Here is a 25,771-nt window from a genome sequence, read left to right as displayed (position 1 = left end):
TCCAAGACAGAAAATCAAAAGAGCCCGAGGCCAGCCGATGTCCACATCTACCTTGCGTACGCCCCCTATCTCCGAGATCTACGACATCGCCGTCATCGGCGGCGGGATCAATGGCGTGGGGATCGCAGCGGATGCCGCCGGTCGCGGTCTTTCGGTGTTCCTTTGCGAAAAGGACGATCTGGCCAGCCACACCTCGTCGGCCAGCAGCAAGCTGATCCACGGAGGCCTGCGCTACCTCGAACATTACGAATTCCGTCTGGTGCGCGAAGCCCTGGCCGAACGCGAAGTGCTGCTGGCCAAGGCCCCGCACATCGTCAAGCCGATGCGTTTCGTGCTGCCGCACCGCCCGCACCTGCGTCCGGCGTGGATGATCCGCGCGGGCCTGTTCCTTTATGACCACCTCGGCAAGCGCGAAAAACTGGCTGGCTCGAAAAGCCTGAAGTTCGGCGCCGACAGCGCACTGAAAAGTGAAATCAGCAAAGGCTTCGAATACTCCGACTGCTGGGTCGACGACGCCCGCCTCGTGGTTCTCAACGCCATGGCTGCCCGTGAAAAAGGCGCGCACATTCACACCCAGACCCGCTGCGTCAGCGCCCGCCGCGCCAAGGGCCTGTGGCACCTGAACCTGGAACGCGCCGACGGCAGCCTGTTTTCGATCACCGCCAAAGCGCTGGTGAACGCCGCCGGTCCGTGGGTCGCCAAGTTCATCCGTGACGACCTGAAGATGGAATCGCCGTACGGCATCCGCCTGATCCAGGGCAGCCACATCATCGTGCCGAAACTGTACGAAGGCGATCACGCGCACATCCTGCAAAACGAAGATCAGCGCATCGTTTTCACCATTCCTTACCTGAACAACCTGACCCTGATCGGCACCACCGACCGCGAATACACCGGCGATCCGGCCAAAGTGGCGATCACCGACGGCGAAACCGATTACCTGCTCAAAGTGGTCAACGCCCACTTCAAGAAGCAGATCAGCCGTGACGACATCCTTCACACCTACTCGGGCGTACGTCCGCTGTGCAACGACGAGTCCGACAATCCTTCGGCCGTGACCCGCGACTACACCCTGGCGCTGTCCGGCAGCACCGAAGAAGCGCCGCTGCTGTCGGTGTTCGGCGGCAAGCTGACCACCTATCGCAAGCTCGCCGAGTCAGCGATGGCGCAGCTGATGCCGTACTTCACCCAGATGCGCCCGAGCTGGACGGCCACCGCCACCCTGCCCGGCGGCGAGGACATGACCACGCCACAGGCCCTGAGCGCGCTGATCCGCGACAAGTTTGACTTCGTGCCGACCGAAATTGCACGCCGCTGGGCCACCACCTACGGCAGCCGCACCTGGCGCATGCTCGAAGGCGTCGACACCCTGGCCGACATGGGCGAACACATCGGTGGCGGGCTCTACACCCGTGAAGTCGATTACCTGTGCACTGAAGAGTGGGCCACCACCGCGCATGACATCCTGTGGCGTCGCAGCAAACTGGGCCTGTTCACCACGTCGAACGAGCAAGAGCGACTGGCGGCATACCTGAACAAGGTCGAGCAGAATCGCAGCAAGATCGAAGCGGCCTGATCCGTTCGTAGCCGAATAAAAAGCCCCTGAATCGAAAGATTCAGGGGCTTTTTGCATTCAGGCTGAAACAAGGCGCAATGAGGACGTTCGGTTTTCCGAACGCGACCTGACGGTCAATTCGGTTAACCGGATCAGATTCACGGAAAAACACCATCACAAAACTTTAATAACGTTATAAATCAATGAATTAACCTGTACTGACTGGTCTGGCACGACTCATGCTCTACACTCCTTCGACGAATGCCTGTTGCGCCAACACAACAGGAGCCGTCAGGCATTCGAAGTACAAAGGGCCCGCTCAACCGGCTCCATAAAAAAAACAATGTCGAGGAAAATTTGATGCGCATCGTTCCCCATATCCTGGGCGCAGCCATTGCTGCCGCTCTGATCAGCACACCAGTTTTCGCTGCCGAACTCACCGGCACCCTTAAGAAGATCAAAGAGTCCGGCGTCATCACCCTGGGCCACCGTGACGCTTCCATTCCTTTCTCCTACATCGCTGACGCTTCCGGCAAGCCGGTCGGCTACTCCCACGATATCCAGCTGGCCATCGTCGAAGCGATCAAGAAAGACCTGGACCTGCCAAACCTGCAGGTCAAATACAACCTCGTGACTTCGCAAACCCGTATCCCGCTGGTGCAGAACGGCACCGTGGACGTCGAGTGCGGCTCCACCACCAACAACGTCGAGCGTCAGCAACAGGTCGACTTCTCCGTCGGCATCTTCGAAATCGGTACCCGTCTGCTGTCCAAGGCTGACTCCAAGTACAAGGATTTCGACGATCTGAAAGGCAAGAACGTCGTGACCACCGCCGGCACCACTTCCGAGCGCATTCTCAAGGCGATGAACGCCGACAAGCAGATGGGCATGAACGTGATCTCCGCCAAGGACCACGGCGAATCCTTCCAGATGCTGGAATCGGGTCGTGCCGTTGCGTTCATGATGGACGACGCCCTGCTGGCCGGCGAAGCCGCCAAGGCCAAGAAAGCCTCCGACTGGGCTGTAACCGGCACGCCACAGTCGTACGAAATCTATGGCTGCATGATGCGCAAGGGCGATGCGCCGTTCAAAAAGGCTGTCGACGACGCCATCAAGGCGACTTACGCCTCGGGCGAGATCAACAAGATCTACGAAAAATGGTTCATGCAGCCGATTCCGCCGAAAGGCCTGAACCTGAACTTCCCGATGAGCGACGAGCTCAAGGCCCTGATCGCCAATCCGACCGACAAAGCGGCTGACGACAAGAAATCCTGATTTCTGACTAACCTTATCCCCCTGAGGAGGCGCCTGCCTTTTCAGGGGATGGTCACTCCCTGCTGGCATTTTCTGGAAACACTCGAACCGGTGGCTGTCGAGCCGATCGCGTGTGCCTGATTTTCACAATCAGGGCGGGAACGGAGCTTCCCCAGGCGGGCACTTGTACATCGATCGAATCGAGGGGAGACCCTAATGAATTACAACTGGGACTGGGGCGTGTTCTTCAAGTCCACCGGCGTGGGCAGCGAGACCTATCTCGACTGGTTCATCTCCGGTCTGGGCTGGACCATCGCCATCGCCATCGTGGCCTGGATCATCGCCCTGATACTCGGCTCGCTGCTGGGCATCATGCGCACCGTGCCGAACCGCATCGTGTCGGGCATCGCGACCTGCTACGTCGAACTGTTCCGTAACGTGCCGCTGCTGGTTCAGCTGTTCATCTGGTACTTCCTGGTGCCCGATCTGCTGCCGCCGGATCTGCAGGAGTGGTACAAGCAGGACCTGAACCCGACCACTTCGGCCTACCTGAGCGTTGTCGTCTGCCTGGGCCTGTTCACCGCCGCCCGTGTCTGCGAACAGGTTCGCACCGGTATCCAGGCGCTGCCACGCGGCCAGGAATCCGCTGCCCGCGCCATGGGTTTCAAGCTGCCGCAGATCTACTGGAACGTGCTGCTGCCTCAGGCCTACCGGATCATCATTCCGCCGCTCACCTCGGAATTCCTGAACGTGTTCAAGAACTCCTCCGTGGCGTCCCTGATCGGTCTGATGGAGCTGCTGGCGCAAACCAAACAGACCGCCGAATTCTCGGCCAACCTGTTTGAAGCGTTCACCCTGGCGACCCTGATCTATTTCACCCTCAACATGAGCCTGATGCTGCTGATGCGCATGGTCGAGAAGAAAGTCGCCGTGCCCGGCCTGATCTCCGTGGGGGGTAAATAATGGAATTCGATTTCAGTGGCATCGTTCCGGCCATTCCCGGCCTGTGGAACGGCATGCTGATGACCCTCAAGCTGATGGCGCTGGGCGTGGTCGGCGGGATCATCCTCGGCACCATCCTCGCGCTGATGCGCCTGTCCCACAGCAAACTGCTGTCGAGCATCGCCGGCGCGTACGTCAACTATTTCCGTTCGATCCCGCTGCTGCTGGTGATCACCTGGTTCTACCTGGCAGTGCCGTTCGTGCTGCGCTGGATCACCGGCGAAGACACCCCGATCGGCGCGTTCACCTCGTGCATCGTGGCGTTCATGATGTTCGAAGCGGCGTACTTCTGCGAAATCGTCCGGGCCGGCGTGCAGTCGATCCCGAAAGGCCAGATGGGCGCGGCGCAGGCACTGGGCATGACCTACGGCCAGATGATGCGCCTGATCATCCTGCCCCAGGCGTTCCGCAAGATGACCCCGCTGCTGCTGCAGCAGAGCATCATCCTGTTCCAGGACACCTCGCTGGTCTACACCGTGGGCCTGGTGGACTTCCTCAACGCCTCGCGCGCCAGTGGCGACATCATTGGCCGCTCGAATGAGTTCCTGATCTTCGCAGGTCTCGTGTACTTCACCATCAGCTTTGCCGCCTCGGTGCTGGTCAAGCGTCTGCAAAAAAGGTTCGCCGTATGATCTCTATCAAGAACATCAACAAGTGGTATGGGGACTTCCAGGTGCTGACCGATTGCAGCACCGAGGTCAAAAAGGGTGAAGTGATCGTGGTCTGCGGTCCGTCCGGTTCGGGCAAGTCGACCCTGATCAAGTGCGTCAACGCACTGGAGCCGTTCCAGAAAGGTGACATCGTGGTCGACGGCACGTCGATTGCCGATCCGAAGACCAACCTGCCGAAACTGCGCTCGCGCGTCGGCATGGTGTTCCAGCATTTCGAACTGTTCCCGCACCTGACCATCACCGAAAACCTGACCATCGCGCAGATCAAGGTGCTGGGCCGCAGCAAGGAAGAGGCGACCAAGAAAGGCCTGCAACTGCTCGAGCGCGTCGGCCTGTCGGCTCATGCCCACAAACATCCGGGCCAGTTGTCCGGCGGTCAGCAACAGCGTGTGGCGATCGCCCGTGCGCTGGCGATGGACCCGATCGTCATGCTGTTCGACGAACCGACCTCGGCGCTCGACCCGGAAATGGTCAACGAAGTGCTCGACGTGATGGTGCAGCTGGCCCACGAAGGCATGACCATGATGTGCGTGACCCATGAAATGGGCTTCGCCCGTAAAGTGGCCGACCGCGTGATCTTCATGGACGCCGGCAAGATCATCGAAGACTGCAAGAAAGAAGAGTTCTTTGGCGACATCAGCCAACGCTCCGAACGCGCGCAGCATTTCCTCGAGAAAATCCTGCAGCATTAAAAACGGCTGCATTCCCCGACATCCTCTGTCGGGGAATGCAGGTGGTTGACCCAAGGCATCTGTGATGAAATGCGACCCCACTCTCTATCGCGCCACGCCGCCATCACTTGCCGTGAAACCCCGTCTGATCCGCCACCTGTTCCTGCCGCCGCTGGTCATCGCCCTGATGATCGGACTGGGTTACATCGGCTTCTGGACCAGCGAACATTTCGGCATCCGCAGCCTCGGCGAAAACGGCCAGCGCCAGCTGGAACTGCACGCCCGCGCGGTCGAAAGCGAGATCAGCAAATACACCTACCTGCCCAGCCTGCTGGAACTCGAATCGAGCGTTTCGCAGTTGCTGGACGACCCGACCCCGGAACACCGGCAAACGGTCAACGATTACCTTGAAGGCCTGAACCGACGCAGTCGCAGTCGGGCCATCTACGTCATGGACACCACCGGCCGCGTCATGGCCACCAGCAACTGGCGCGACGTCGACAGCTACCTCGGTGAAGACCTGTCGTTCCGCGCCTACTTCCAGAATGCCATTCGCGGCCAGCCCGGACGTTTCTACGGGATCGGCAGCACCAACGGCGAACCCGGTTATTACTTGGCTCACGGCCTCGAAGAACACGGCAAGATCATCGGCGTCGCGGTGGTCAAGGTGCGCCTGGAAGCCATGGAAGAACGCTGGCAACGAGCGCGTCTCGAAGCATTCGTCAGCGATGAAAACGGCATCATCATTCTCTCCAGCGATCCGGCCCGGCGCCTGAAATCGGTCATACCGCTGAGCGACGAGACCAAGGAAAAACTCGCCCGCAGCCTGCAGTACTACTGGTTTCCGCTGAACGAACTGCAACCGCTGGCCCGCGAAACCCTGTCCGAAGGTGTGGAGAAACTCACCTTCCCGGCCAACAGCGAAGTGCCGAGCCAACAGGATGGCGATGAGGAAAACATCAGCTATCTGGCGCAAACCCGACCGCTGAGCGATACCCCGTGGAATTTCACCCTGCTCACGCCGTTGCAGGATCTGCGGCGCGAGGCGATCAATCAGGGGATTCTGGTGGCAGTCGCCTTTGCGCTCGTGGCATTCCTGCTGATCGCCTGGAACGAACGGCGCAAGGTCATCGCCACCCGCCTCGCCGCCCGTGAAGCCCTGCAGGAAGCCAACAATCAGCTGGAGCGTCGGATTACCGAACGCACAGCCGACCTGCGCGCCAGCAATGACCGGCTCAAGAGCCAGATCCGCGAACGGCGTCAGGCCGAAGAAACCTTGCGCCGCGCCCAGGACGAACTGGTGCAGGCCGGCAAACTCGCGGCCATCGGCCAGATGTCCACCAGCATCGCCCACGAACTGAACCAGCCGCTGGCGGCGATGCGCACGCTGTCGGGCAACACCATCCGCTTCCTTGAACGCGGCCAGCTCGATGTCGCCAGCACCAACCTCAAGACCATCAACGACCTGATCGACCGCATGGGCCGGATCACCGCCAGCCTGCGCTCCTTCGCCCGGCGCGGTGACGACAAGGGTCGCGCCAGCCTTGGCAAAGCGGTGGATGCCGCGCTGCAAGTGCTCGGCGCCCGCGTCGAAAGTGCCTCCCTGCAACTGCATCGCCAGTTCGACGACGTGCAGGTGCAGATCGACCAGACGCGCCTGGAACAGATTCTGGTCAACCTGATCGGCAACGCCCTCGACGCCATGCAGGCGCAACCGCTGCCGGAGCTGTGGCTGGAAGGCGAAGAATTCAACGGCAAATATCGCCTGCGGGTGCGCGACAACGGTCACGGCATCGACGCCGAAGCCCGCAAGCATCTGTTCGAACCGTTCTTCACCACCAAGCCCGGCGAACAGGGCCTGGGCCTCGGCCTGACCCTGTCGGCCAGTCTGGCGGCCGCCACCGGCGGGCATCTGGGTGTCGAACACCCGGCCAGCGGTGGTACCACTTTCGTCCTCAGTTTACCGTTGGTAAGCCCTACTCCTGCCGAGCCAATATGAACAACGACCTCAGTGTATTGATCGTCGAAGACGACCCCCATGTCCTGCTCGGCTGCCAGCAGGCGCTGACGCTGGAAGACATTCCCTGCATCGGCGTGGGCAGTGCCGAAGAAGCGCTGGAGCAGGTCGGTGACAACTTCGCCGGGATCGTCATCAGCGACATTCGCCTGCCGGGCATCGACGGCCTGGAACTGCTGACCCGGCTCAAGCAACGCGACCGCAGCCTGCCGGTGGTGCTGATCACCGGACACGGCGACATCTCCATGGCCGTCGGCGCGATGCAGAAAGGCGCCTACGACTTCATGGAGAAACCGTTCTCCCCAGAACGACTGGTGGACGTGGCCCGCCGAGCCCTCGAACAACGCAGCCTGAATCGCGAAGTCTCGTCCCTGCGCCGGCAACTGGCCGAACGCGATTCCCTTGAAGGTCGGATCATCGGCCGTTCGCCAGCCATGCAGAACCTGCGCGAACTGATCGCCAACGTCGCCGACACCTCGGCTAATGTGCTGATCGAAGGCGAAACCGGTACCGGCAAGGAACTGGTCGCCCGTTGCCTGCATGATTTCAGCCGCCGTCACAGCAAACAGTTCGTTGCGCTGAACTGCGGCGGGCTGCCGGAAAACCTGTTCGAAAGCGAAATCTTCGGTCACGAGGCCAACGCCTTCACCGGCGCCGGCAAGCGGCGGATCGGCAAGATCGAGCACGCCGACGGCGGCACGCTGTTCCTCGATGAAGTGGAAAGCATGCCGCTGCCGTTGCAGATCAAACTGCTGCGGGTGTTGCAGGAGCGCACCCTCGAACGCCTCGGCTCGAACCAGAGCGTGACAGTGGATTGCCGGGTGATTGCGGCGACCAAATCCGACCTCGACGAATCGAGCAAGGCCGGGGAATTTCGCAGTGACCTGTACTACCGCCTCAACGTGGTAACGCTGGAACTGCCGCCCCTGCGCGAACGCCGCGAAGACATCCTGCAACTGTTCGAACACTTCACCCAGCAATCGGCCCTGCGTTTCGACCGCGCGCTGCCGGAGCTGGACAACCAGACCCTGTCTAGCCTGATGAGCCACGACTGGCCGGGCAACGTGCGCGAGCTGCGCAACGTCGCCGAGCGTTTTGCCCTCGGTTTGCCGGCGTTCAAGAAAACCGGCGCGGGTAGCGCAGGCCAGGGCCTGGCGTTCGCCGAAGCGGTGGAAGCGTTCGAACGCAACCTGCTCAGCGACGCCCTGCAACGCAGCGGCGGCAACCTGACCCAGGCCAGCCTGGAACTGGGCATGGCCAAGACCACGTTGTTCGACAAAGTGAAAAAATACGGCCTGAGCCATTAAGCGAGAACGACGTGGATCTGATTTTCAAGGCAATGCTCGGCGCGGCCGTGGTGGTGATCCTCGCCATGCTGGCCAAGACCAAAAACTACTACATCGCAGGGCTGGTGCCGCTGTTCCCGACCTTCGCCCTGATCGCCCACTACATTGTCGGCAAGGGCCGTTCGATCGACGACCTGAAGACCACCATCGTTTTCGGCATGTGGTCGATCATTCCGTACTTCGTCTATCTGGCGACCTTGTACGTGATGGTCGACCGCATGCGCCTAGAGGCTTCGCTGGCGGTCGCGGCGGTGGCGTGGCTGATGGCGGCGACGGTGCTGGTGTCGGTGTGGGTGCGGCTTCACGCCTGAATCAGACGTAGGTATCGGTGCACCGCTCGTCTGAAAATCACGATGACCTGTTAGATCTGACAGTAGACGGACCTCATCGGTAGCTGCTCAATCTCCCTATACGCAGGGGACTGCAACGCTACCTTACTTGAGGCAAAAACATGGTCAGCCTATCGAGCAACACTAACGCTTCGACTCAGCAACTTGTCTTTTCAACGGATCACGACCCCTTGCGCATAATGGCGGATGTCCCGCCGTTCATTCCGGGGGCGAAAGCGCTGGCAAATAACGTCTACGGCGTGAATCGAAACATGGTGAATAGCGATCGACGGGGACTATTGGGTTACTTTTTCCCGTACTCGGACATGGACAGTCTGGACTTCATACAGTTACTCATCGGGACACCTCCCAGACCTGTCGGCGCCCCCATTTCGGTAGGATCAAACGTCGACAAACCGGTACCGTTTTACCTGCCGTCTGATCTTCTGAATCAGTTGTTTTCCTCCCCCATCCCCATGCCTGATGCGTTGCCGTTGGTGTTCAAAGTCACACGTCCGAGCGGAAATACAAATACCTCTCCGCCCCTGTCTCTGCTGTTCAAACCCTTCGGTCCCGGTGAAGAAGATACACGGCCCGACAAGCCCAACAACCAGGGACTGGCACGGCCAATTCCCTCGGAGACGGTAATTGACAAAACCGTGCTGGACAATGGCATGACCGTCACTGTGCCGCAGTACCGGTATCAGGCAATCGGCGACACGGTTTATCTGATGGTTGGCCCGCTTGGCCTGAGCGTAACGGTCACCGCTTTGGGGGAGGTATTTTTTGACTTGCTTCCCGAATTCCTGGCCAGGCTGCCCAACACCGACAAGGTGGCGCTCAGTTATGAACTCGAAGACCGGGTGCACAACGCCAGTGGATGGTCAAGCGCAGTCATGCTGTCCCTGAAGCCTACCGCTGTGCTTCTCCCGCCCCCCCAGGTAGATGAAACGGATGCTGCAAACAATCTCGACTACAGCAGCCTAGCCGGCGCTGCGGCAACAGTTCTTTTGACGGACCAATTCAGCATTGGCGATAACGTACTACTCACCATTGTCCTGTTTACTTCCCGGGGTGACCGGGTCGAACATGTGATCGAAAGGACGATGGAGGCCAACAGCCGGCTTTTGCAAATACCGTTGCCAAACGAGCTCATTCGAAACGTCATCAAAGGTCTGTTTACGCTCAGCTACACGAAAAAACGCGGCACGATCACTCAGAGCTCCAAGTCCGCTACCGTTACCGTCAGCGCAAGCAAATCCGAAAACCCCGCCGCTGCCCCGACCATTACCGAACAGAAAGGAGACGAACTACCTGCGGACACCACGCTGGCGCATGTCGTGATCCCCAAATACTGGCCTTTGGCCAACGATGCAAAGATGACAATGTTCTGGCAGATAACCGGATCAGACGGGGTGGTGAACATGTATATGTTCAGACAATTCATTGTCGATGCAACCCAGGAGGTTGTCTTCACAGTGCCAGCCGACTACATCAAACGGTTCGCAAGCAAGCGATTGATCGTTGCCTACGAAATCGAAAATCCGGGAACGCCCTCAGTGCAGTCCGAGCTGTTGCTGCTTCAGATCGGTGCCTTACAAACGCAGACGCCTACAATTACCGCAACAATCAACACTCAGACAAACCAGCCTGTACTCAATGGGGGTACCACGACGGCAGTCAGTGTGACCGTGAGCGGCAGCTCGTCGGAAGACGAAAATTTGCAGATTCTGAACGGAAGCACACCGCTCGGTAATACGACAGCAAGATCGACCGGCAAATGGGACTTCACCTTTGTAGTCGCTGCACCAAATACTTATCAAATAACGGCCAAAGCGCTGTCCGGGACCAACCCACTCTCGAACACGTGGACGTTCAAAGTTGTCGCGCCTTTGAGCCTGGGCCAGAATCACTCACAGAATGCACAAGGCTGTTACAACTTCCGGGGAGTCAATCCACAATCACCACTGGCGCAAGGCATTTACCATCGATCCGCCACAGGAGGCACCCCACCATTCCGGTACTACTCTTCAAATCCGTCGGTTGCCTGGATAGATATAAACACCGGAACAGTACACGCGACGGGCAACGGGACGGCATCAATCACGGTTCATGACAGCGCAGGTCGCACTGCGTCTTACACCATCACTTTTTACAATGTTCAACGACTCGAATTCGGTTACACCACCTGGACCCTACCGGACCAACCCAACCTGGCAAACTACGGATTGACGCTAGGGGAGCTGGAAGTCGTCAGGAGAACGTACCGCGGCCCGGCGGGTACCGCGACCCAAAGAATGGGCCTGCCAAACGAACTGTATTGGTCAAAAGAAAATATTCTTTACAACCCCGATGGTTCCTGGAGTCCGAACGCTTGGGCGATGTGGCTTTCCAGTATGGGTTCTGACTTGGGCATCTCAGCTTACGGAGAACGACGAGCCTGGCTTTATAAGATCGCAGGATGATTGGCAAGACGACAAACGCGCGGATCGGAGAAGCCTTGGCGACTGACACCCCCGAGGCTTCGCCCTACTCTCCCTACAACAAATTCCCTTCCGCCACCGGCTCGATCTGCGCCCAGTGCGACGTGTCTTCGCGGTGCTCGCGCAGATACGGCAACACCGCCGCCAGCAACGGCTCCTTGAACGCTTCCTGAAAACGGTGCGCCAGCCCCGGAATCAGCCGCAGCTGACTACCACGAATGTGTGCCGCCAGATGTACGCCGTGCATCACTGGCAACAAAGGATCCGCCGTGCCATGCACTACCAGGGTCGGAACGCGCAGTTGATTGAGCAACGCCACCCGGCTCGGTTCGGCGAGGATCGCCATGATCTGGCGCTTCACGCCTTCGGGATTGAACGCTCGGTCATAGGACAGCGCCGCTTGATGCAGCAACGCCTCGCGATCATCGCTGACTGAAGGACTGCCCAGCGCCGCCAGCAGATCGGCCTGTTGCTCAAGCGCGATCTGGCGATTGGGCGCGCCACGTCGTGCCAGCAACTGCACCAACGCCGCGCTCGGCGCCGGCAACCCTTCGGCGCCGGAGCTGGTCATGATCAGCGTCAGGCTCTCGACCCGTTGCGGCGCCATGGCCGCCATGTGCTGGGCGATCATCCCGCCCATGCTCGCGCCAAGTACGTGGAATTGCTCGACGTGCAACGCATCCATCAGGCCCAGTGCATCGTCGGCCATGTCGGTCAGGCTGTAAGGCGCCGCCACCGGCAGGCCGAGCTTGTAGCGCAGCACTTCAAAGGTCAGGTTGGCTTCGGCCGGCGTCTGGCGCCAGGTCGACAGACCGACATCGCGGTTGTCATAACGGATCACCCGAAAGCCCTGCTGACACAGCGCGACCACCACTTCGTCCGGCCAGTGGATCAACTGTCCGCCCAGGCCCATCACCAGCAACAGCGCCGGATCCGACGCACGACCGATGCTCTGGTAGGCCAGGCTCACCTGGTCCAGATCGACCCGTTCGGTCGGTACATTGACGTCGCAACGCGACGCTGCATAGGACGCCGGAACGAAAAAAACCGCGGCCAACAACGCCGCGATTGCAAAAAATCCCTTGAACATGAAAAACACCGAAACGCAGAACCCCAGTAGAGCGCGAGTCTGATGAAGTTTGTTCAAGCGCGCTGCCACAGTTCGATGACAGTTTGATGAAGAGTGCCGAGCGGTCGACACTCTTCATCCGGTGCTGCCGTTACGCCAACTGACTGCGCAACTGCCGCGCCGCCGCCACCATGTTGACCAGCGCCGCTTCGGTCTCGGGCCATGCGCGGGTCTTCAGGCCGCAATCGGGGTTGACCCACAGGCGCTGCGCCGGGATGCGCTTCACGGCTTTGCTCATCAGTTTCACCATCTCGGCGGTGTCCGGCACGCGCGGCGAGTGGATGTCGTAAACGCCCGGGCCGATGTCGTTCGGGTAGTCGAACGCTTCGAAGGCATCGAGCAATTCCATGTCCGAGCGCGAGGTTTCGATGGTGATGACGTCGGCGTCCATGTCGGCGATCGCCTTGATCACGTCATTGAATTCGCTGTAGCACATGTGGGTGTGAATCTGGGTTTCATCCTTCACGCCCGAAGCCGTCAAACGGAACGCCTGCACGGCCCAGTCGAGGTATTCCTGCCATTGTTCACGGCGCAGCGGCAGGCCTTCGCGGAACGCGGCTTCGTCGATCTGTACGATCTTGATTCCGGCGTTTTCCAGATCCACCACTTCGTCACGCAGGGCCAGCGCCAGTTGTTGCGCCTGGACTTTGCGCGACACGTCTTCGCGCGGGAACGACCACATCAGCATGGTCACGGGACCGGTCAGCATGCCTTTCATCACCTTGTCCGTCAGGCTCTGGGCGTAGGTGATCCAGTCAACGGTCATGGCATTAGGACGGGACAGGTCGCCATAAATCACCGCCGGTTTCACGCAACGGGACCCGTAGCTCTGGACCCAGCCGAAGCGGGTAAACAGGTAACCGTCGAGCTGCTCGGCGAAGTACTCGACCATGTCGTTGCGCTCGGCTTCACCGTGCACCAATACATCAAGGCCCAGACGTTCCTGCACCTGTACCGCGTGGCGGATTTCGCTGCGCATGGCGTCGTGGTAATCGTTGGCCGACAGCTTGCCCTGCTTGAACGCCTGACGGGCCAGACGGATCGAGCCGGTCTGCGGGAACGAGCCAATGGTGGTGGTCGGGAACGTCGGCAATTTCAAACGCGCCTGTTGCGCGGCGATGCGTTTGGCGAACGGCGAATGACGCTGGCTGTCGTTGGCATTGATCGCCTCGATGCGCGCCTGCACCTCGGCTTTGTGAATGCGTGGCGAACGAGTGCGACTCTCTTGAATCGCGCGGCTTTCGGCCAGCGCGCTTTGCACTTTTGGCGCTTGCGGATCGTTCAGCGCATCACGCAGCACGGAGATTTCGGCACACTTCTGCACGGCGAATGCCAGCCAGCTTTTCAGTTCCGGATCAAGCTTGTCTTCACGCTCGACATCCACCGGACTGTGCAGCAACGAGCAGGAACTGCTGACCCACAGGTTATCGCCAAAACGCTCCTGCGCCGGTTGCAGTTGTGCCAGCGCCTGCTCCAGTTCGCAGCGCCAGACGTTACGACCGTTGACCAGACCGACCGAAAGAATCTTGTAAGTCGGCAGACGATCCAGCACCTGACCGAGTTGATCCGGCGCACGCACGGCGTCGATGTGCAGGCCTTGCACCGGCAGGCCGACGGCCAGGCCGAGGTTGTCTTGCAGACCGCTGAAATAGGTCGCCACCAGTTTCTTCAGCGGCGAGTACTGAAGGATGTGATAGGCGCGTTCGAAGGCGCTTTTCCAGGCTTGCGGCAGGTCGAGGGTGAGGATCGGCTCATCGATCTGCACCCACTCCACGCCCTGTGCGGCGAGGCGACCGAGGATTTCGTTGTACACCGGCAACAGGCGCTCAAGCAGATCAAGCTTGTCGAAGTCGTTGCCTTTCGCCTTGCCCAGCCACAGGTAAGTCAGCGGGCCGATGATCACCGGTTTGACGTTGTGACCGAGGGCCTTGGCTTCTTCGACTTCATCGAACAGCTGCTCCCAGCTCAGCTTGAATTGCTGGTCTGCGCTGAATTCCGGGACCAGGTAGTGGTAGTTGGTATCGAACCACTTGGTCAGCTCTTGCGCGTACTGAGTCTTGCCGTGCTCGCCGCCACAGCAGGACGACGTGGCGCCACGGGCCATGGCGAACAGGGTGTCGAGGGTCGGCAGGCCGCGCTCGTCACGCACACCGTCGAAGCGCTCGGGGATCACACCGAAGGTCAGCGAGTGGGTCAGCACCTGGTCGTACCAGGCGAAGTCGCCGACCGGCAGCAGGTCGATGCCGGCATCCTTCTGCAGTTGCCAGTGCTTGGCGCGCAGCTCGCGGCCGACCTGATTCAAAGCGGCCTGATCGAGATCGCCTTTCCAACAGGCTTCGAGGGCTTTTTTCAGTTCACGGTCGGCGCCGATGCGCGGGAAACCCAGGGTGTGTGCCACGGCCATGTCGAGTGTTCTCCATTGCGTAAAAGATGGCGCCATTGTCGACAGCCAGGGCAACATGAGACAAACTCAACCTTTTCGTGTTGATCACAAATTTTCCTCATGGAGCCTGCGGTGCTTGAGATCCGTCACCTGAAAACCCTGCATGCCCTGCGCGAAGCCGACAGCCTGGTCGATGCAGCCGACCGCCTGCACCTGACCCAGTCGGCGCTGTCCCACCAGTTCAAGGAACTGGAAGAGCGCATGGGCATGCCATTGTTCGTGCGCAAGACCAAACCGGTGCGCTTCACCAGCGCCGGCCTGCGCCTGCTGCAACTGGCCGACGCGACCCTGCCGCTGCTGCGCGCCGCCGAACGTGATATCGGGCGTCTGGCCGGGGGCACCGCCGGGCGTCTGCACATGGCGATCGAATGCCACAGCTGCTTCCAGTGGCTGATGCCGACCATCGACCAGTTCCGCGATGCGTGGCCGGAAGTCGAACTCGACCTCGCTTCGGGTTTCTCGTTTGCCCCGCTGCCGGCTCTGGCCCGGGGTGATCTGGATCTGGTGGTGACGTCCGACCCGCTGGAAATCGCCGGCATCACCTACGTGCCGCTGTTCACCTACGAAGCCATGCTCGCGGTCGCCAATCAGCATGCGCTGGCGAGCAAACCGTACATCGTTCCCGAAGACCTGCTGACCGAAACCCTGATCACCTACCCGGTCGAACGCGACCGGCTGGACATCTTCACCCGCTTCCTCGAACCGGCCGACATCGAACCGGCGCAGGTGCGTACCTCAGAGCTGACGGTGATGATGATGCAACTGGTGGCCAGCGGTCGTGGCGTGTGCGGCATGCCGCACTGGGCGCTGCATGAATACAGCTCGCGCGGTTACGTGAAGGGCAAGCGGCTGGGTGAGAAAGGTCTGTTCGCGACGCTGTACGCGGCGATCCGCGCCGACATGCTGGACGCGCCGTACATGCGCGATTTCCTGCTGACGGCCAAGGACACCTCGTTCTCGACCCTGGATGGGGTCAGCGCGGTTCGTTGAGGCTGGCGGTCGGCACAGAAGGCGGGCACCACATGTGGATCTTGTCGAAGTAGTCCTCGCCGACCCGCACCGCCATCGGCTCGAGGCCGAACTGGATGAAGCCGCAGCGCTGGTACAGCTGGAACGCCGCGTCATTGCCGGCGGTGACGGTCAATTGAATGACTTTCAGCGCCGGGTGCTGCTGCGCCTCACCCAGCACCGCCTCCATCAATTTCAGCCCCAGCCCGCGCTGACGAAAGTCGGCCGACACATACATGCCGAAGACCGTTGCCTTGTGCCGGGCCTTTTCCCGAGGCTCGAACGCCAGGCCGACGATGCCCGCCAGCCGGCCGTCTTCGAACGCGCCGAACACCGCGTCGAGCTTGCTGGTCAGGCGTGATTCCCACCAGCTCAGCGGCATCACTGCGCGCTCGCGCACGCTGGAGGTGAACGCCTGCGGATGCCGGTCATAGGCTTCCAGCATCAATTCGCGATAGGCCAGCGCATGACTGGCGTCCAGCCGTTCGATCCACATGTCAGGCTGCCTTGCGCTGTTCAAGCATCAGCCGCACGGCCAGGCCGCCCAGCACGAAGCCCATGAAATAACGCTGCGCCGCCAGCCAGGTCGGGTTGTTGACGAACCACGACGCGATGCCCGCCGCGAACAGCGCGATCAGCAGGTTGACGCAGAAACTGACGCTGATCTGGGTCAGGCCGAGGATGATGCTCTGGGTGAACACCGAGCCGTGCTCTGGCGAAATGAACTGCGGAAATACCGAGAGGTAGAACACCGCGATTTTCGGGTTCAGCGCGCTGGTGAGAAAGCCCATGGTGATCAGTTTGCGCGACGAATCCGCCGGCAGTTGCTGCGCCTCGAATGGCGAACGGGCGCCGGGTTTCACCGCCTGCCAGGCCAGCCACAGCAGGTACAGCGCACCGGCCCACTTCAACACTTCATAGGCCATCGGCACCGCGAGAAACACCGCAGTCAAACCGGCAGCCGCCGCGAACAGATGCACAAAGAAACCCGCCACCACGCCGAGCAGCGAAGTCACCCCGGCACGGCGTCCCTGACAGATCGAACGCGAGATCAGGTAGATCATGTTCGGCCCCGGCGTCAGTACCATCAGCAGTGCAGCGGCGGCAAAAATCAGCAGGTCTTGAAGCGGGATCATGACGAAGTCCTTTACACGAATGATCAGGCGATCGCGGTCAGCGAGGCTCGATAAAACGGCAGGATCAGGTCACGTGTCAATGGGGCGAGAATTACATTGCCGTCGGTGGCCGGGTCGATCCAGATCACCTCTTCGATCTCGGCAGCCGGCAACACTTGAGCATCGATGGTCAACTGAAAGATCTCGGCCTGCACGACGAATCCCGGCTCGTTGGCGGCGGGCGCCGAGAACTGGCCGAGAAAGCTCGCCTGCGCCGGATCGATCACCAGTCCCAGTTCTTCTTCCAGCTCACGGGCCAATGCATGCACCGGCAGTTCATGAGGTTCGATCTTGCCGCCCGGTTGCATGAACGCCGTAGTGCCGCGCTTGCGCACCAGCAGGGTCTGGCCGTCGGGGTTGAGCAGCAATGCGGCAGCAATGCGAATGATGGAATTATTTGTGGTCGACATGAACGGAAAGCCTTTGACTCAAAAAACGGCAAGCATCACACGCCCGCCGTTCATGAGCAAAGACTCGGCCGGAACCTCAGGCCGCTTCCTGGAAATCCATCTCCGGCGGCTGCCGGCGGAAACCACCCGTGAGCACCGCCAGGTACACCACGCCAATCGCCAGCCAGCTCAGGCCCAGATACACCGCCAGGTGATCGAGGCTGACCATCAGCCACAAGTCCGCCGCCAGGCCGATGAACGGAAAGATCAGGAACAGGATCAACTCGCGCAGGCCTTTTTTCTCGCCGCCGATCCAATAGTGAAAAATCACCGACAGGTTGACCAGGCTGAACGCCAGGAACGCGCCGAAGTTGATGAACGAGGTCGAGGTGGTCACGTCGAGTTTCAGCGCCAGCAAGGCCACCACCGCACACAGCAGGATGCTGTTGACCGGGGTGCCGAAGCGCTCGTGCAAGGTGCCGAAGAATGACTTGGGCAGAACACCGTCACGGCCCATCGCAAACAGCAGCCGCGAACCGCTGGCCTGCGCCGACAGGCCCGAGGCGAACTGACCGACGATCAGGCCGATCAGGAAGATCGACACGAACAGATCTCCGCCGATGTTGCGTGCAATTTCGTAGGCCGCCGAGTCGACGCTGTCGAACTGGAACGAGGGGTGGGCGATCTGCACGAAGTACGAGACGCCGACAAAAATCAGCCCACCGATCAGGGTGATCAACATGATTGCCCGAGGGATGGTGCGACGTGGATCGCGGGTTTCTTCGGTGAGCGTGCTGACCGCATCGAAACCGAGGAACGAGTAGCAGGCGATGGCGGCGCCGCTCATGATCAGCGGCATCTGCATGTCGCCGTTGAAGAACGGTTTGATCGACCACAGCGGCGTGCTGGCATCGCCGCCAACGTAATGCACGCACAGCGCGACGAAGGCGATCAGCACCAGGAACTGCACCAGCATCAGCAAGGCGTTGATGCCGTTGGCCAGTTTCAGACCGATGATGTTGATCGCGCTGGTGATGCCGATGAATGCCAGTACCCAGACCCACTGCGGGATCGACGGGAACGCCGAAGCCAGGTACGCGGCGCCGATCAGCCAGATCGCCATCGGCAGAAACAGATAATCGAGCAGCACCGCCCAACCGGCGATGAAGCCGAGTTTCGGGCTGATGGCCTTGCGCACGTAGCTGTAGGCCGAGCCGGCCACCGGGAACGCGGCGGCCATTCGGCCATAACTCATGGCGGTGAAGAACATCGCCACCAGCGCCGCCAGATACGCGGCGGGCACCATGCCGGCGGTGGACTGGGCGAGGATGCCGAACGTGCCGAGAACAATGATCGGCGTCATGTAGGCGATGCCGAACAGCACCACCGACCCTAGTGAAAGGGTGCGTTGCAAACGAGCCATGGGCGACTTACTCCGGATTTTATTGGATTTATGGCAGAGGCCGAGTTCGGCGAATGTTTCGGGTGTTGCTTGTTTTTTTGTTCGACTGGAGATCCTTACCCCCTCACCCCAGCCCTCCCGAAACGTCGGACCGCCCCCAAGGGGGCGAGGGGGAAAGGGAGCCGATCTCCATGCTTTTCAAGACCTGAGTTCACTCGGAATTTCAGGTCGACGTAACTTGAGCGAGCACCTCGGTCAGTCCCCTCTCCCTCCGGGAGAGGGTTAGGGTGAGGGCAGCGGTTCAACGGGCAGGAATCAAAAGCTCCCGAACGCCACAGTCCCGCACCACCACCTCTCCCAGCAACCTCAACCGCTGATCATCCAGATACCGATAATCCTTGCGCGCCAGCTCCAGCTGAGCGAAATCCAGCTCGACACTGAACTGCCCTTCCTCACGCCCGGCCTCGAACAGCACCGTGCCCAGCGGGTCCACCAGCGCACTGCCGCCGGCAAACATCAACCCGTCATCCCCGGCTTCCACCCGATTGACCATCAGCGCAAACGCCTGGTTTTCCTGAGCCCGGGCCATGATCGCGGTACGGTGGGTCGGACCGTATGGGTCCATGTTGCCGTTGGTCACGATCAGCAATTCGGCGCCCAGTTGCGCCAGGGCCCGGGCCGATTCCGGGAACTCGATGTCGTAGCAGATCAGCAGACCGACCCGCACGCCGTTCCACAGGCAGGTGGCGTAACGGTCACCGGCCTCGAACACACCGCGATCCGAGGCCCAGAGATGGGTCTTGCGGTATTTCAGGGCGATGCGTTCGGGGGTAATCAGCAGCGTGGTGTTGTAGAAGCGGCCGTTGTCGTTCTCGGCCATGCCGATCACCACGGCGAGGTTGCGTTCACGGGCGGCGGCCTGCACGGCGCTGACGGTAGGGCCGTCCAGCGGTTCGGCGATCTGCGCCACGGTGTCGGCGGTCGGGAAGCCCATCAGGTGGGTCTCGGGGAACACGATCAATTGCGTGTCGACGGCGCAGGCCGCCATCGCCGCGAGGGCGCGTTCGAGGTTGTACGCCGTGTCTTTGTCACGGCCCGCCAGCTGGGCGAGTTCGACTTTCATGGGGAGTCCTTGTTATGAGCGCCGGGCGCCGAAAGATTGCCCGGCGGCTGTCTGTGGGCCAGTATGCTTCGCATTCGACCGGCCAGGGAATTACGCGGCCGGGGTAACCCGATAGGGGTAGAGGCATGACTCTTTCGTTTGACGACATCACCTGGCACCGTGCCGTCGGGCAGTTGATCGACGCCCTCGACAAGCCGAACTTCTGGGCGCAACTGGTGCGCCTGCTCGACCAGTACGTGCCGTTCGATAGCTGGGTGGCGCTGCTGTTCAGCGCCGACCGCCATCCGCAGGTGTTCGCCGAATGCCCCGGCGCGGATGGAAGTCCCGATCAGCTGTTTCAGGATTATCTGCGCGGTCTTTATCTGCTCGACCCGTTCTACATCGCCTGCCGCGAGCAGTCGCGCACCGGTTTGTATCGCCTGTCTGAGGTGGCGCCGGAACACTTCGAACTGACCGAGTATTACCAGCGATACTTTCGTCTGAATGTGGTGGCCGACGAAATCCAGTTCAATTGCCAACTCGAAGGCGACCGCACGTTGTGCCTGTCGCTGGGCAGCCAGCAACGCTTCACCGGCGAGCAGATTGCCCTGCTGTCGCTGATCCAGCCGTGGGTGCTCGGCCTGTTGCGCCAGCGCCTGCCCTATGAAATCAACGAAACCGTGGCATTGGCCCCGGCGCCTGCGCAACCGGACTGGCGGGTACAGCTCGAAGCGTCGGTGCAGCAACTCAAGGGCGCGCAATTGACCGCCCGGGAACTGGACGTCGGGCGCCTGATGCTCAGCGGTTGCTCCAGTAAAGAAATCGCCCGTAAGCTGGAAATCTCTGTTGAAACCGTGAAAGTCCATAAGAAACACATGTACAGCAAGCTGGGGATCAAATCCCAGTCGGAGCTGTTTTCGATCTTTCTGCAGGCGCAAAACGCCTGACTGCTGCAAAAAAACCGTCCGAACCAAGGAAACCGTATGAGCCTGTCACTCCTGAGCCGCTACGCCTTCTTTGCCGTCTGCGTGATTTTCACCCTCGCCAGCCTGCCCTTTCTCGAACACGACTGGCTGTGGCCGATCACCGCCGTCACCGGCGTATTGAGCCTGATAGGTGTGTTCGACCTGATGCAGAGCCCGCACGCGGTGCGCCGCAATTATCCGATCCTCGGCAACATCCGCTATCTGGTCGAAGGCATCCGCCCGGAAATCCGCCAGTACCTGCTGGAATCCGACAGCGACGCCCTGCCTTTCTCCCGCGCCCAGCGTTCGCTGGTGTACTCGCGGGCCAAGAATGAAACCGCCGACAAGCCGTTCGGCACCCTGATCGACGTCTATCAATCCGGCTTCGAATTCATCGGCCACTCGATGCGCCCGGCGCCGTTGAGCGACCCGAACAGCTTTCGCGTCACTGTAGGCGGCCCGCAATGCACCCAGCCGTACTCGGCGTCGGTGTTCAACATCTCGGCCATGAGCTTTGGCTCGCTCAGCGCCAACGCGATCCGCGCGCTGAACCAGGGTGCCAAACTCGGCAACTTCGCCCACGACACCGGCGAAGGCAGCATCAGCCCCTATCACCGCGAACACGGCGGCGACCTGACCTGGGAGCTGGGCAGCGGCTACTTCGGCTGCCGCACCAGCGACGGCCGTTTCGACCCGGAACGTTTCGCCGCCCAGGCGCAGACCCCGCAAGTGCGGATGATCGAAATCAAGATGAGCCAGGGCGCCAAACCCGGCCACGGCGGGATTCTGCCCAAGCACAAGGTCACCCAGGAAATCGCCGACACCCGCGGCATCCTGATGGGCGAAGACTGCATCTCGCCGTCGCGCCACAGCGCGTTCTCCACGCCGATCGAGATGATGCATTTCATCCAGCAACTGCGGGAACTGTCCGGCGGCAAACCGGTGGGCTTCAAGTTCTGCCTCGGCCATCCATGGGAGTTCATGGGCATCGCCAAGGCCATGCTGGAAACCGGCATCCTGCCGGACTTCATCGTGGTCGATGGCAAGGAAGGCGGCACCGGCGCCGCGCCGGTGGAGTTCACCGACCACATCGGCGTGCCGATGCGCGAAGGCCTGCTGTTCGTGCACAACACTCTGGTGGGCCTGAACCTGCGCGACAAGATCAAGCTTGGCGCCAGTGGCAAGATCGTCAGTGCCTTCGACATCGCCAGCGTGCTAGCCATCGGCGCCGACTGGGCCAACTCGGCGCGCGGCTTCATGTTCGCCATCGGCTGCATCCAGTCACAAAGCTGCCACACTAACAAATGCCCGACCGGCGTCGCCACCCAGGACACCCTGCGCCAGCGCGCGCTGGTGGTGCCGGACAAAGCCCAGCGGGTCTACAACTTCCACCGCAATACGCTCAAGGCCCTGGCGGAAATGCTCGCCGCCGCCGGACTCGATCATCCGTCGCAACTGTCGGCCAAGCATCTGGTGCGGCGCATGTCGGCGACCGAAATCAAACTGTTCTCGCAGTTGCACGTGTTCCTGAAGCCAGGGGAATTGCTCACCGGGGAAGTGAACGGCGAGTTCTATTCGCGGATGTGGCAGATGGCGCGGGCGGACAGTTTCGAACCGCAGGAAATCGCGGCGGCCTAGACTCTGAACGGTCACCATTGCAGTAAGCGGCCGTGGGGCGGTTCCTTCATCACGATGAAGCCGTAGTCGCCAATCAGGTAGAGGCGGTAATAGAGGCTGTCCACCAAAGGTGGATAGCCCATCAGACCGACGTGGGTCGCGTTGCGCCGTTCGCGCTCGGCGACCACGTTGGTGATGCCGGCCGAGGGCAGGTTTTCGGCGAGCATGAAGTAATCGATGTTCAGCAGATAGTGCAGCACCGGCAACTGTTTGAACGTACCCACCGTTCCCGCCAGCCAGCGATCGGAGTACGTCACCGAGATATATATCCGTTTGGCTTCGCGCAGCTCGCGATGAGATGAAATGTCGTGGCTCAGGCTGTAGAGCGCACTGCTGGCGAAGGTTTTCTCCATCGTCAGCACCCGGCCATAAGCGAAGGACAGCGACAGCGTGGCCAGAAGCGGAATCGCCAACACCAAAGGCAACCGTTGATGCAGCGGCATCAACCCCAGCCAGGCCAGATAGAACAGCAACATCAGCAGCACGCCGAACCCCATCAGGGTGCGCGCGCCTTCGTTGAAGTCGCGAAACAGCAGCGTCATGCCTGGCACCAGCAAAACAACCACTGGCAATGTCAGCAGACAGCTGAGGCTCAGAAGCAAAGCCTGGGCGCGCGACAGGTTGCGCTCGCGAATCTGCCGCCCCAACTGCACGGCGCCGAACACGGCGCACAGCACCAGCACAATAAAAATCGCCGTGTAGCCGCCGTGAAACAGCAGCGCAACTTTCTCTATCACCCGACCGATATTGATGCCGATCTGCAGCAACGGATCAGCGCTCGCATTCAGCAACTGCGTGCGCCCGTGGTCCGTGAACGGATAGGCCGTGACGCTGTAGATCGACACCGCCAGCAGCAGCTGCGCCAGCCTCCAGCCTGACCGGCGCCAGAGCTCCGACCACGGTATTCGCTGGTGAACATCTCTGAGCAATTCAAGGCAACACAGCCCGAGAAACACATTGAGGCTGATCTGATACAACCCGATCGCCAGCGCCAGCAACGCCGACGGCACCAGCCATCGCTGAATGCGCGAAGCGCCGCAAAACGTGATCGCGTAAATCACCGCGACCAGACTCAGGGCCATGCCGGCCCCGTCGTATTGATAGGACAGGTTCTGCAACAGAAACGGGTTGTACCAGAGCGGCAACGGCACCAGACAACAGGCCAGCGTCGGTTCGGGAAAATAGTGGAAGGTCAGCCGGGTCAAAGCGAACGACATCGCTACGGCGGCAAGCAACAGCGGCAGAGGAAAAATATTCGGCGCAGCGTCGGTGAAGGTCAGCGCCTGATACAACCAGTCCATGAACAACCGCCCCTGCCCGGCCCAAGCGTTGCCGGCGGCCAGCGTGCGCCAGTTATCGTCGATGTAGGGGAAGTCGGCAAGAATCAGCGGCAGGATGTACAGCAGCGTGGCGAGCAGGAAGAACAGCACGACCTGACGGCGGCCGAGTTCTCGTACGAGAAAATCGCTCATCCTCATACCTGCGCCTCTGTTCACGGCTGCGCTGGAAACAACGTAGCTAAACCTTCGAACATGACTCTGGATCAGAAGTCGTTTTTTGCGGCGTTTTCAGACCAGCGGCATCAACCTCGCACCCACGAAAAAGCCCCGGACTTTCGACCGGGGCTTTCGAGTTTCAGCAACAACGAATTACGAAGCCGAACGCACCGCGCCCTGGGACGCATCGTTCGGTTGCAGCTTGAACACGTAGAACAAAACGGTCAGCAGCACCAGGAACGCCGGACCTACATAAAGTGCCACGCGAGTGTCCGGGAAGTACGCCATCAGACCGACTACCAGCACCAGGAACGCCAGCGCCAGATACGAGCTGATCGGGAACAGCCACATCTTGTACTTCAGGCCGGCCCGTTCAGTGGCGCTCAGGCCTTTGCGGAATTTCAGCTGGGCCAGCAGGATCATCACCCAGGTCCAGATCGCGCCGAAGGTGGCAATCGAGGTCACCCAGACGAAGACTTTTTCCGGAACCAGATAGTTGAGCAGCACGCCCAGCAGCAGCGCGAAGATCGACAGCAGCAATGCGCGACGCGGTACACCGTTGCTCGAGGTGCGAGCGAAACCGGCCGGCGCCTGGCCGTTCTGCGCCAGGCTGTAGAGCATGCGTCCGGTGCTGAAGATGCCGCCATTGCACGACGACAGCGCTGCGGTAATCACCACGAAGTTGATGATGCCGGCGGCGGTCTTGATGCCCAGACGTTCAAAGGTCATCACGAACGGGCTGCCCTGGGTGCCGATTTCATTCCACGGGTAGATCGACAGGATCACGAACAGCGCACCGACGTAGAACAGCAGGATCCGCCAGAACACCGAGCCGATCGCATTCGGGATGGTCTTCTGCGGGTTCTTCGCTTCACCGGCGGTCAGGCCGATCATTTCCACACCGAGGTAGGCGAACATCACCATTTGCAGGGACATCAGCACGCCCGTCACGCCGTTGGGCATGAAGCCGCCGCGGGCCCAAAGATTGGAAATCCCCAGCGCCACACCATCGTTACCGAAACCGAAGGCAATGATGCCGATGCCGCCAAGCACCATGGCAATGATGGTGACGATCTTGATCAGGGCGAACCAGAACTCGAATTCACCGAAGGCCTTCACCGCGATCAGGTTGATCGAGCCCATGCTGACCAGCGCCGCCAGCGCCCAGATCCAGCGCGGGACATCGGGGAACCAGATGCCCATGTAGACCGCCACCGCGGTGATTTCGGCGACGCAGGTCACCAGCCACAGGAACCAGTAGTTCCAGCCGGTGAGAAAGCCCGCCAGCGGGCCGAGATAATCCTGTGCGTAACGGCTGAAGGAGCCGGCGACCGGGTTGTGTACGGCCATTTCGCCGAGGGCGCGCATGATCACCAGGATCGCCAGACCGCCGATGATGTACGAGAGCATGATCGCCGGGCCGGCCATTTCGATGGCCTTGGCCGAACCGAGAAACAGACCGACACCGATGCAGGCGCCGAGCGCCATCAGGCGAATATGCCGTTCACCGAGTTCGCGTTTGAGCGGACCGCCTTGAGCGGTTTCGCCATGGGGCGGGTGATTGCCGACTGGCATGGGGACTTCCTCGTCTTGTTATTGGATGTGACCACCGAGTGTTCAAGCGCCGGCCGATAAGCCTGCGCCTGGGTAAAACCGG

21 protein-coding genes are annotated in these 25,771 nt (G+C 60.6%); 12 read left to right on the top strand and 9 right to left on the bottom strand.

From position 1 onward, the window contains the following. Positions 1–37: 37 nt before the first annotated feature. The 9 genes from glpD to L6D82_RS20570 all read left to right on the top strand — a co-directional run bounded on the left by glpD (position 38) and on the right by L6D82_RS20570 (position 11,310). Entirely contained in the window at positions 38–1,576 is a 1,539-nt protein-coding gene (glpD, locus tag L6D82_RS20610; RefSeq protein ID WP_085745277.1) for a glycerol-3-phosphate dehydrogenase, read from the top strand. A gap of 339 nt (positions 1,577–1,915) precedes the next feature. Then, positions 1,916–2,830: a glutamate/aspartate ABC transporter substrate-binding protein gene (locus tag L6D82_RS20605; RefSeq protein WP_039765825.1), complete on the top strand. Its 915-nt coding sequence runs from the start codon at positions 1,916–1,918 to the stop codon at positions 2,828–2,830. A gap of 195 nt (positions 2,831–3,025) precedes the next feature. Then, positions 3,026–3,772: an amino acid ABC transporter permease gene (locus L6D82_RS20600; RefSeq protein ID WP_085745278.1), complete on the top strand. Its 747-nt coding sequence runs from the start codon at positions 3,026–3,028 to the stop codon at positions 3,770–3,772. Then, positions 3,772–4,443, top strand: coding sequence for an amino acid ABC transporter permease (locus tag L6D82_RS20595; protein ID WP_007953172.1), 672 nt, complete (start codon positions 3,772–3,774; stop codon positions 4,441–4,443). Before L6D82_RS20600 ends, L6D82_RS20595 begins: the two co-directional genes overlap by 1 nt. Next, positions 4,440–5,174, top strand: coding sequence for an amino acid ABC transporter ATP-binding protein (locus L6D82_RS20590; RefSeq protein ID WP_007953170.1), 735 nt, complete (start codon positions 4,440–4,442; stop codon positions 5,172–5,174). The genes L6D82_RS20595 and L6D82_RS20590 overlap by 4 nt, the downstream gene beginning before the upstream one ends. Before the next feature lie 64 nt (positions 5,175–5,238). After that, the gene (aauS, locus tag L6D82_RS20585) at positions 5,239–7,152 is read left to right on the top strand and encodes a two-component sensor histidine kinase AauS (protein ID WP_102718078.1); all 1,914 of its coding nucleotides are present in this window, start codon (positions 5,239–5,241) and stop codon (positions 7,150–7,152) included. Beyond that, a complete protein-coding gene (gene aauR / locus L6D82_RS20580) occupies positions 7,149–8,477 on the top strand; it encodes a two-component response regulator AauR (protein WP_276574279.1) in 1,329 nt (442 codons plus the stop codon). Before aauS ends, aauR begins: the two co-directional genes overlap by 4 nt. Before the next feature lie 20 nt (positions 8,478–8,497). Continuing rightward, positions 8,498–8,827, top strand: a complete 330-nt coding sequence (locus tag L6D82_RS20575) for a GlpM family protein (protein ID WP_162831789.1) — start codon at positions 8,498–8,500, stop codon at positions 8,825–8,827. A gap of 140 nt (positions 8,828–8,967) precedes the next feature. Continuing rightward, positions 8,968–11,310, top strand: coding sequence for an Ig-like domain-containing protein (locus tag L6D82_RS20570; protein ID WP_236191379.1), 2,343 nt, complete (start codon positions 8,968–8,970; stop codon positions 11,308–11,310). Between the two features lie 73 nt (positions 11,311–11,383). Here the strand turns inward: L6D82_RS20570 and L6D82_RS20565 are convergent, their stop codons facing one another. Further along, the gene (locus L6D82_RS20565) at positions 11,384–12,418 is read right to left on the bottom strand and encodes an alpha/beta fold hydrolase (protein WP_236191376.1); all 1,035 of its coding nucleotides are present in this window, start codon (positions 12,416–12,418) and stop codon (positions 11,384–11,386) included. A gap of 130 nt (positions 12,419–12,548) precedes the next feature. Beyond that, complete coding sequence (gene metE / locus L6D82_RS20560) at positions 12,549–14,861, bottom strand: 5-methyltetrahydropteroyltriglutamate--homocysteine S-methyltransferase (protein WP_236191374.1); 2,313 nt, start codon at positions 14,859–14,861, stop codon at positions 12,549–12,551. A gap of 111 nt (positions 14,862–14,972) precedes the next feature. On the opposite strand from metE, the gene metR reads away from it, so the two are divergent. Continuing rightward, the gene (gene metR / locus L6D82_RS20555) at positions 14,973–15,890 is read left to right on the top strand and encodes a transcriptional regulator MetR (RefSeq protein WP_007953158.1); all 918 of its coding nucleotides are present in this window, start codon (positions 14,973–14,975) and stop codon (positions 15,888–15,890) included. Here metR and L6D82_RS20550 read toward each other — a convergent pair. The 5 genes from L6D82_RS20550 to L6D82_RS20530 all read right to left on the bottom strand — a co-directional run bounded on the left by L6D82_RS20550 (position 15,874) and on the right by L6D82_RS20530 (position 19,997). Further along, positions 15,874–16,404: a GNAT family N-acetyltransferase gene (locus L6D82_RS20550; protein ID WP_085745283.1), complete on the bottom strand. Its 531-nt coding sequence runs from the start codon at positions 16,402–16,404 to the stop codon at positions 15,874–15,876. The genes metR and L6D82_RS20550 overlap by 17 nt on opposite strands. Position 16,405: 1 nt before the next feature. Then, the gene (locus tag L6D82_RS20545; protein WP_102687195.1) at positions 16,406–17,044 is read right to left on the bottom strand and encodes a LysE family translocator; all 639 of its coding nucleotides are present in this window, start codon (positions 17,042–17,044) and stop codon (positions 16,406–16,408) included. Between the two features lie 23 nt (positions 17,045–17,067). Continuing rightward, positions 17,068–17,493, bottom strand: a complete 426-nt coding sequence (locus L6D82_RS20540) for an NUDIX hydrolase (RefSeq protein WP_085745285.1) — start codon at positions 17,491–17,493, stop codon at positions 17,068–17,070. Between the two features lie 76 nt (positions 17,494–17,569). Next, positions 17,570–18,895 carry an APC family permease gene (locus L6D82_RS20535; protein WP_102687194.1) on the bottom strand — a complete coding sequence of 442 codons (1,326 nt, stop codon included), beginning with the start codon at positions 18,893–18,895 and terminating at the stop codon, positions 17,570–17,572. Between the two features lie 280 nt (positions 18,896–19,175). Next, complete coding sequence (locus L6D82_RS20530; RefSeq protein WP_236191373.1) at positions 19,176–19,997, bottom strand: carbon-nitrogen hydrolase family protein; 822 nt, start codon at positions 19,995–19,997, stop codon at positions 19,176–19,178. 125 nt (positions 19,998–20,122) lie between these two features. Here L6D82_RS20530 and L6D82_RS20525 point away from each other — a divergent pair, with 125 nt between their 5' ends. Together L6D82_RS20525 and L6D82_RS20520 are read left to right on the top strand one after the other, a co-directional pair. Continuing rightward, positions 20,123–20,923: a helix-turn-helix transcriptional regulator gene (locus tag L6D82_RS20525; protein WP_011335770.1), complete on the top strand. Its 801-nt coding sequence runs from the start codon at positions 20,123–20,125 to the stop codon at positions 20,921–20,923. A gap of 36 nt (positions 20,924–20,959) precedes the next feature. Then, the gene (locus L6D82_RS20520; RefSeq protein WP_236191364.1) at positions 20,960–22,579 is read left to right on the top strand and encodes an FMN-binding glutamate synthase family protein; all 1,620 of its coding nucleotides are present in this window, start codon (positions 20,960–20,962) and stop codon (positions 22,577–22,579) included. A gap of 11 nt (positions 22,580–22,590) precedes the next feature. Here the strand turns inward: L6D82_RS20520 and L6D82_RS20515 are convergent, their stop codons facing one another. Beyond that, complete coding sequence (locus L6D82_RS20515) at positions 22,591–24,096, bottom strand: glucosyltransferase domain-containing protein (RefSeq protein WP_236191361.1); 1,506 nt, start codon at positions 24,094–24,096, stop codon at positions 22,591–22,593. A 171-nt stretch (positions 24,097–24,267) separates the two neighbouring features. Continuing rightward, positions 24,268–25,689 carry an amino acid permease gene (locus L6D82_RS20510; protein ID WP_236191359.1) on the bottom strand — a complete coding sequence of 474 codons (1,422 nt, stop codon included), beginning with the start codon at positions 25,687–25,689 and terminating at the stop codon, positions 24,268–24,270. Positions 25,690–25,771 lie beyond the last annotated feature (82 nt).

It is taken from the genome of Pseudomonas paraglycinae (assembly GCF_021601625.1).
Taxonomy (GTDB): domain Bacteria; phylum Pseudomonadota; class Gammaproteobacteria; order Pseudomonadales; family Pseudomonadaceae; genus Aquipseudomonas; species Aquipseudomonas paraglycinae.
This window is presented reverse-complemented; position numbering and strand designations above follow the sequence as displayed.

Excerpts from the sequence above, each read along its gene's own strand:
- L6D82_RS20515 (WP_236191361.1), bottom strand. The coding sequence starts at position 24,096 with ATGAGGATGAGCGATTTTCTCGTACGAGAACTCGGCCGCCGTCAGGTC.
- L6D82_RS20595 (WP_007953172.1), top strand. The coding sequence starts at position 3,772 with ATGGAATTCGATTTCAGTGGCATCGTTCCGGCCATTCCCGGCCTGTGG.
- L6D82_RS20600 (WP_085745278.1), top strand. The coding sequence starts at position 3,026 with ATGAATTACAACTGGGACTGGGGCGTGTTCTTCAAGTCCACCGGCGTG.
- L6D82_RS20520 (WP_236191364.1), top strand. The coding sequence starts at position 20,960 with ATGAGCCTGTCACTCCTGAGCCGCTACGCCTTCTTTGCCGTCTGCGTG.
- L6D82_RS20530 (WP_236191373.1), bottom strand. The coding sequence starts at position 19,997 with ATGAAAGTCGAACTCGCCCAGCTGGCGGGCCGTGACAAAGACACGGCG.
- L6D82_RS20605 (WP_039765825.1), top strand. The coding sequence starts at position 1,916 with ATGCGCATCGTTCCCCATATCCTGGGCGCAGCCATTGCTGCCGCTCTG.
- aauR (WP_276574279.1), top strand. The coding sequence starts at position 7,149 with ATGAACAACGACCTCAGTGTATTGATCGTCGAAGACGACCCCCATGTC.
- L6D82_RS20570 (WP_236191379.1), top strand. The coding sequence starts at position 8,968 with ATGGTCAGCCTATCGAGCAACACTAACGCTTCGACTCAGCAACTTGTC.
- metE (WP_236191374.1), bottom strand. The coding sequence starts at position 14,861 with ATGGCCGTGGCACACACCCTGGGTTTCCCGCGCATCGGCGCCGACCGT.
- L6D82_RS20550 (WP_085745283.1), bottom strand. The coding sequence starts at position 16,404 with ATGTGGATCGAACGGCTGGACGCCAGTCATGCGCTGGCCTATCGCGAA.
- L6D82_RS20545 (WP_102687195.1), bottom strand. The coding sequence starts at position 17,044 with ATGATCCCGCTTCAAGACCTGCTGATTTTTGCCGCCGCTGCACTGCTG.
- L6D82_RS20510 (WP_236191359.1), bottom strand. The coding sequence starts at position 25,689 with ATGCCAGTCGGCAATCACCCGCCCCATGGCGAAACCGCTCAAGGCGGT.
- aauS (WP_102718078.1), top strand. The coding sequence starts at position 5,239 with ATGAAATGCGACCCCACTCTCTATCGCGCCACGCCGCCATCACTTGCC.
- L6D82_RS20535 (WP_102687194.1), bottom strand. The coding sequence starts at position 18,895 with ATGGCTCGTTTGCAACGCACCCTTTCACTAGGGTCGGTGGTGCTGTTC.
- L6D82_RS20565 (WP_236191376.1), bottom strand. The coding sequence starts at position 12,418 with ATGTTCAAGGGATTTTTTGCAATCGCGGCGTTGTTGGCCGCGGTTTTT.
- L6D82_RS20540 (WP_085745285.1), bottom strand. The coding sequence starts at position 17,493 with ATGTCGACCACAAATAATTCCATCATTCGCATTGCTGCCGCATTGCTG.
- glpD (WP_085745277.1), top strand. The coding sequence starts at position 38 with ATGTCCACATCTACCTTGCGTACGCCCCCTATCTCCGAGATCTACGAC.
- L6D82_RS20590 (WP_007953170.1), top strand. The coding sequence starts at position 4,440 with ATGATCTCTATCAAGAACATCAACAAGTGGTATGGGGACTTCCAGGTG.
- L6D82_RS20525 (WP_011335770.1), top strand. The coding sequence starts at position 20,123 with ATGACTCTTTCGTTTGACGACATCACCTGGCACCGTGCCGTCGGGCAG.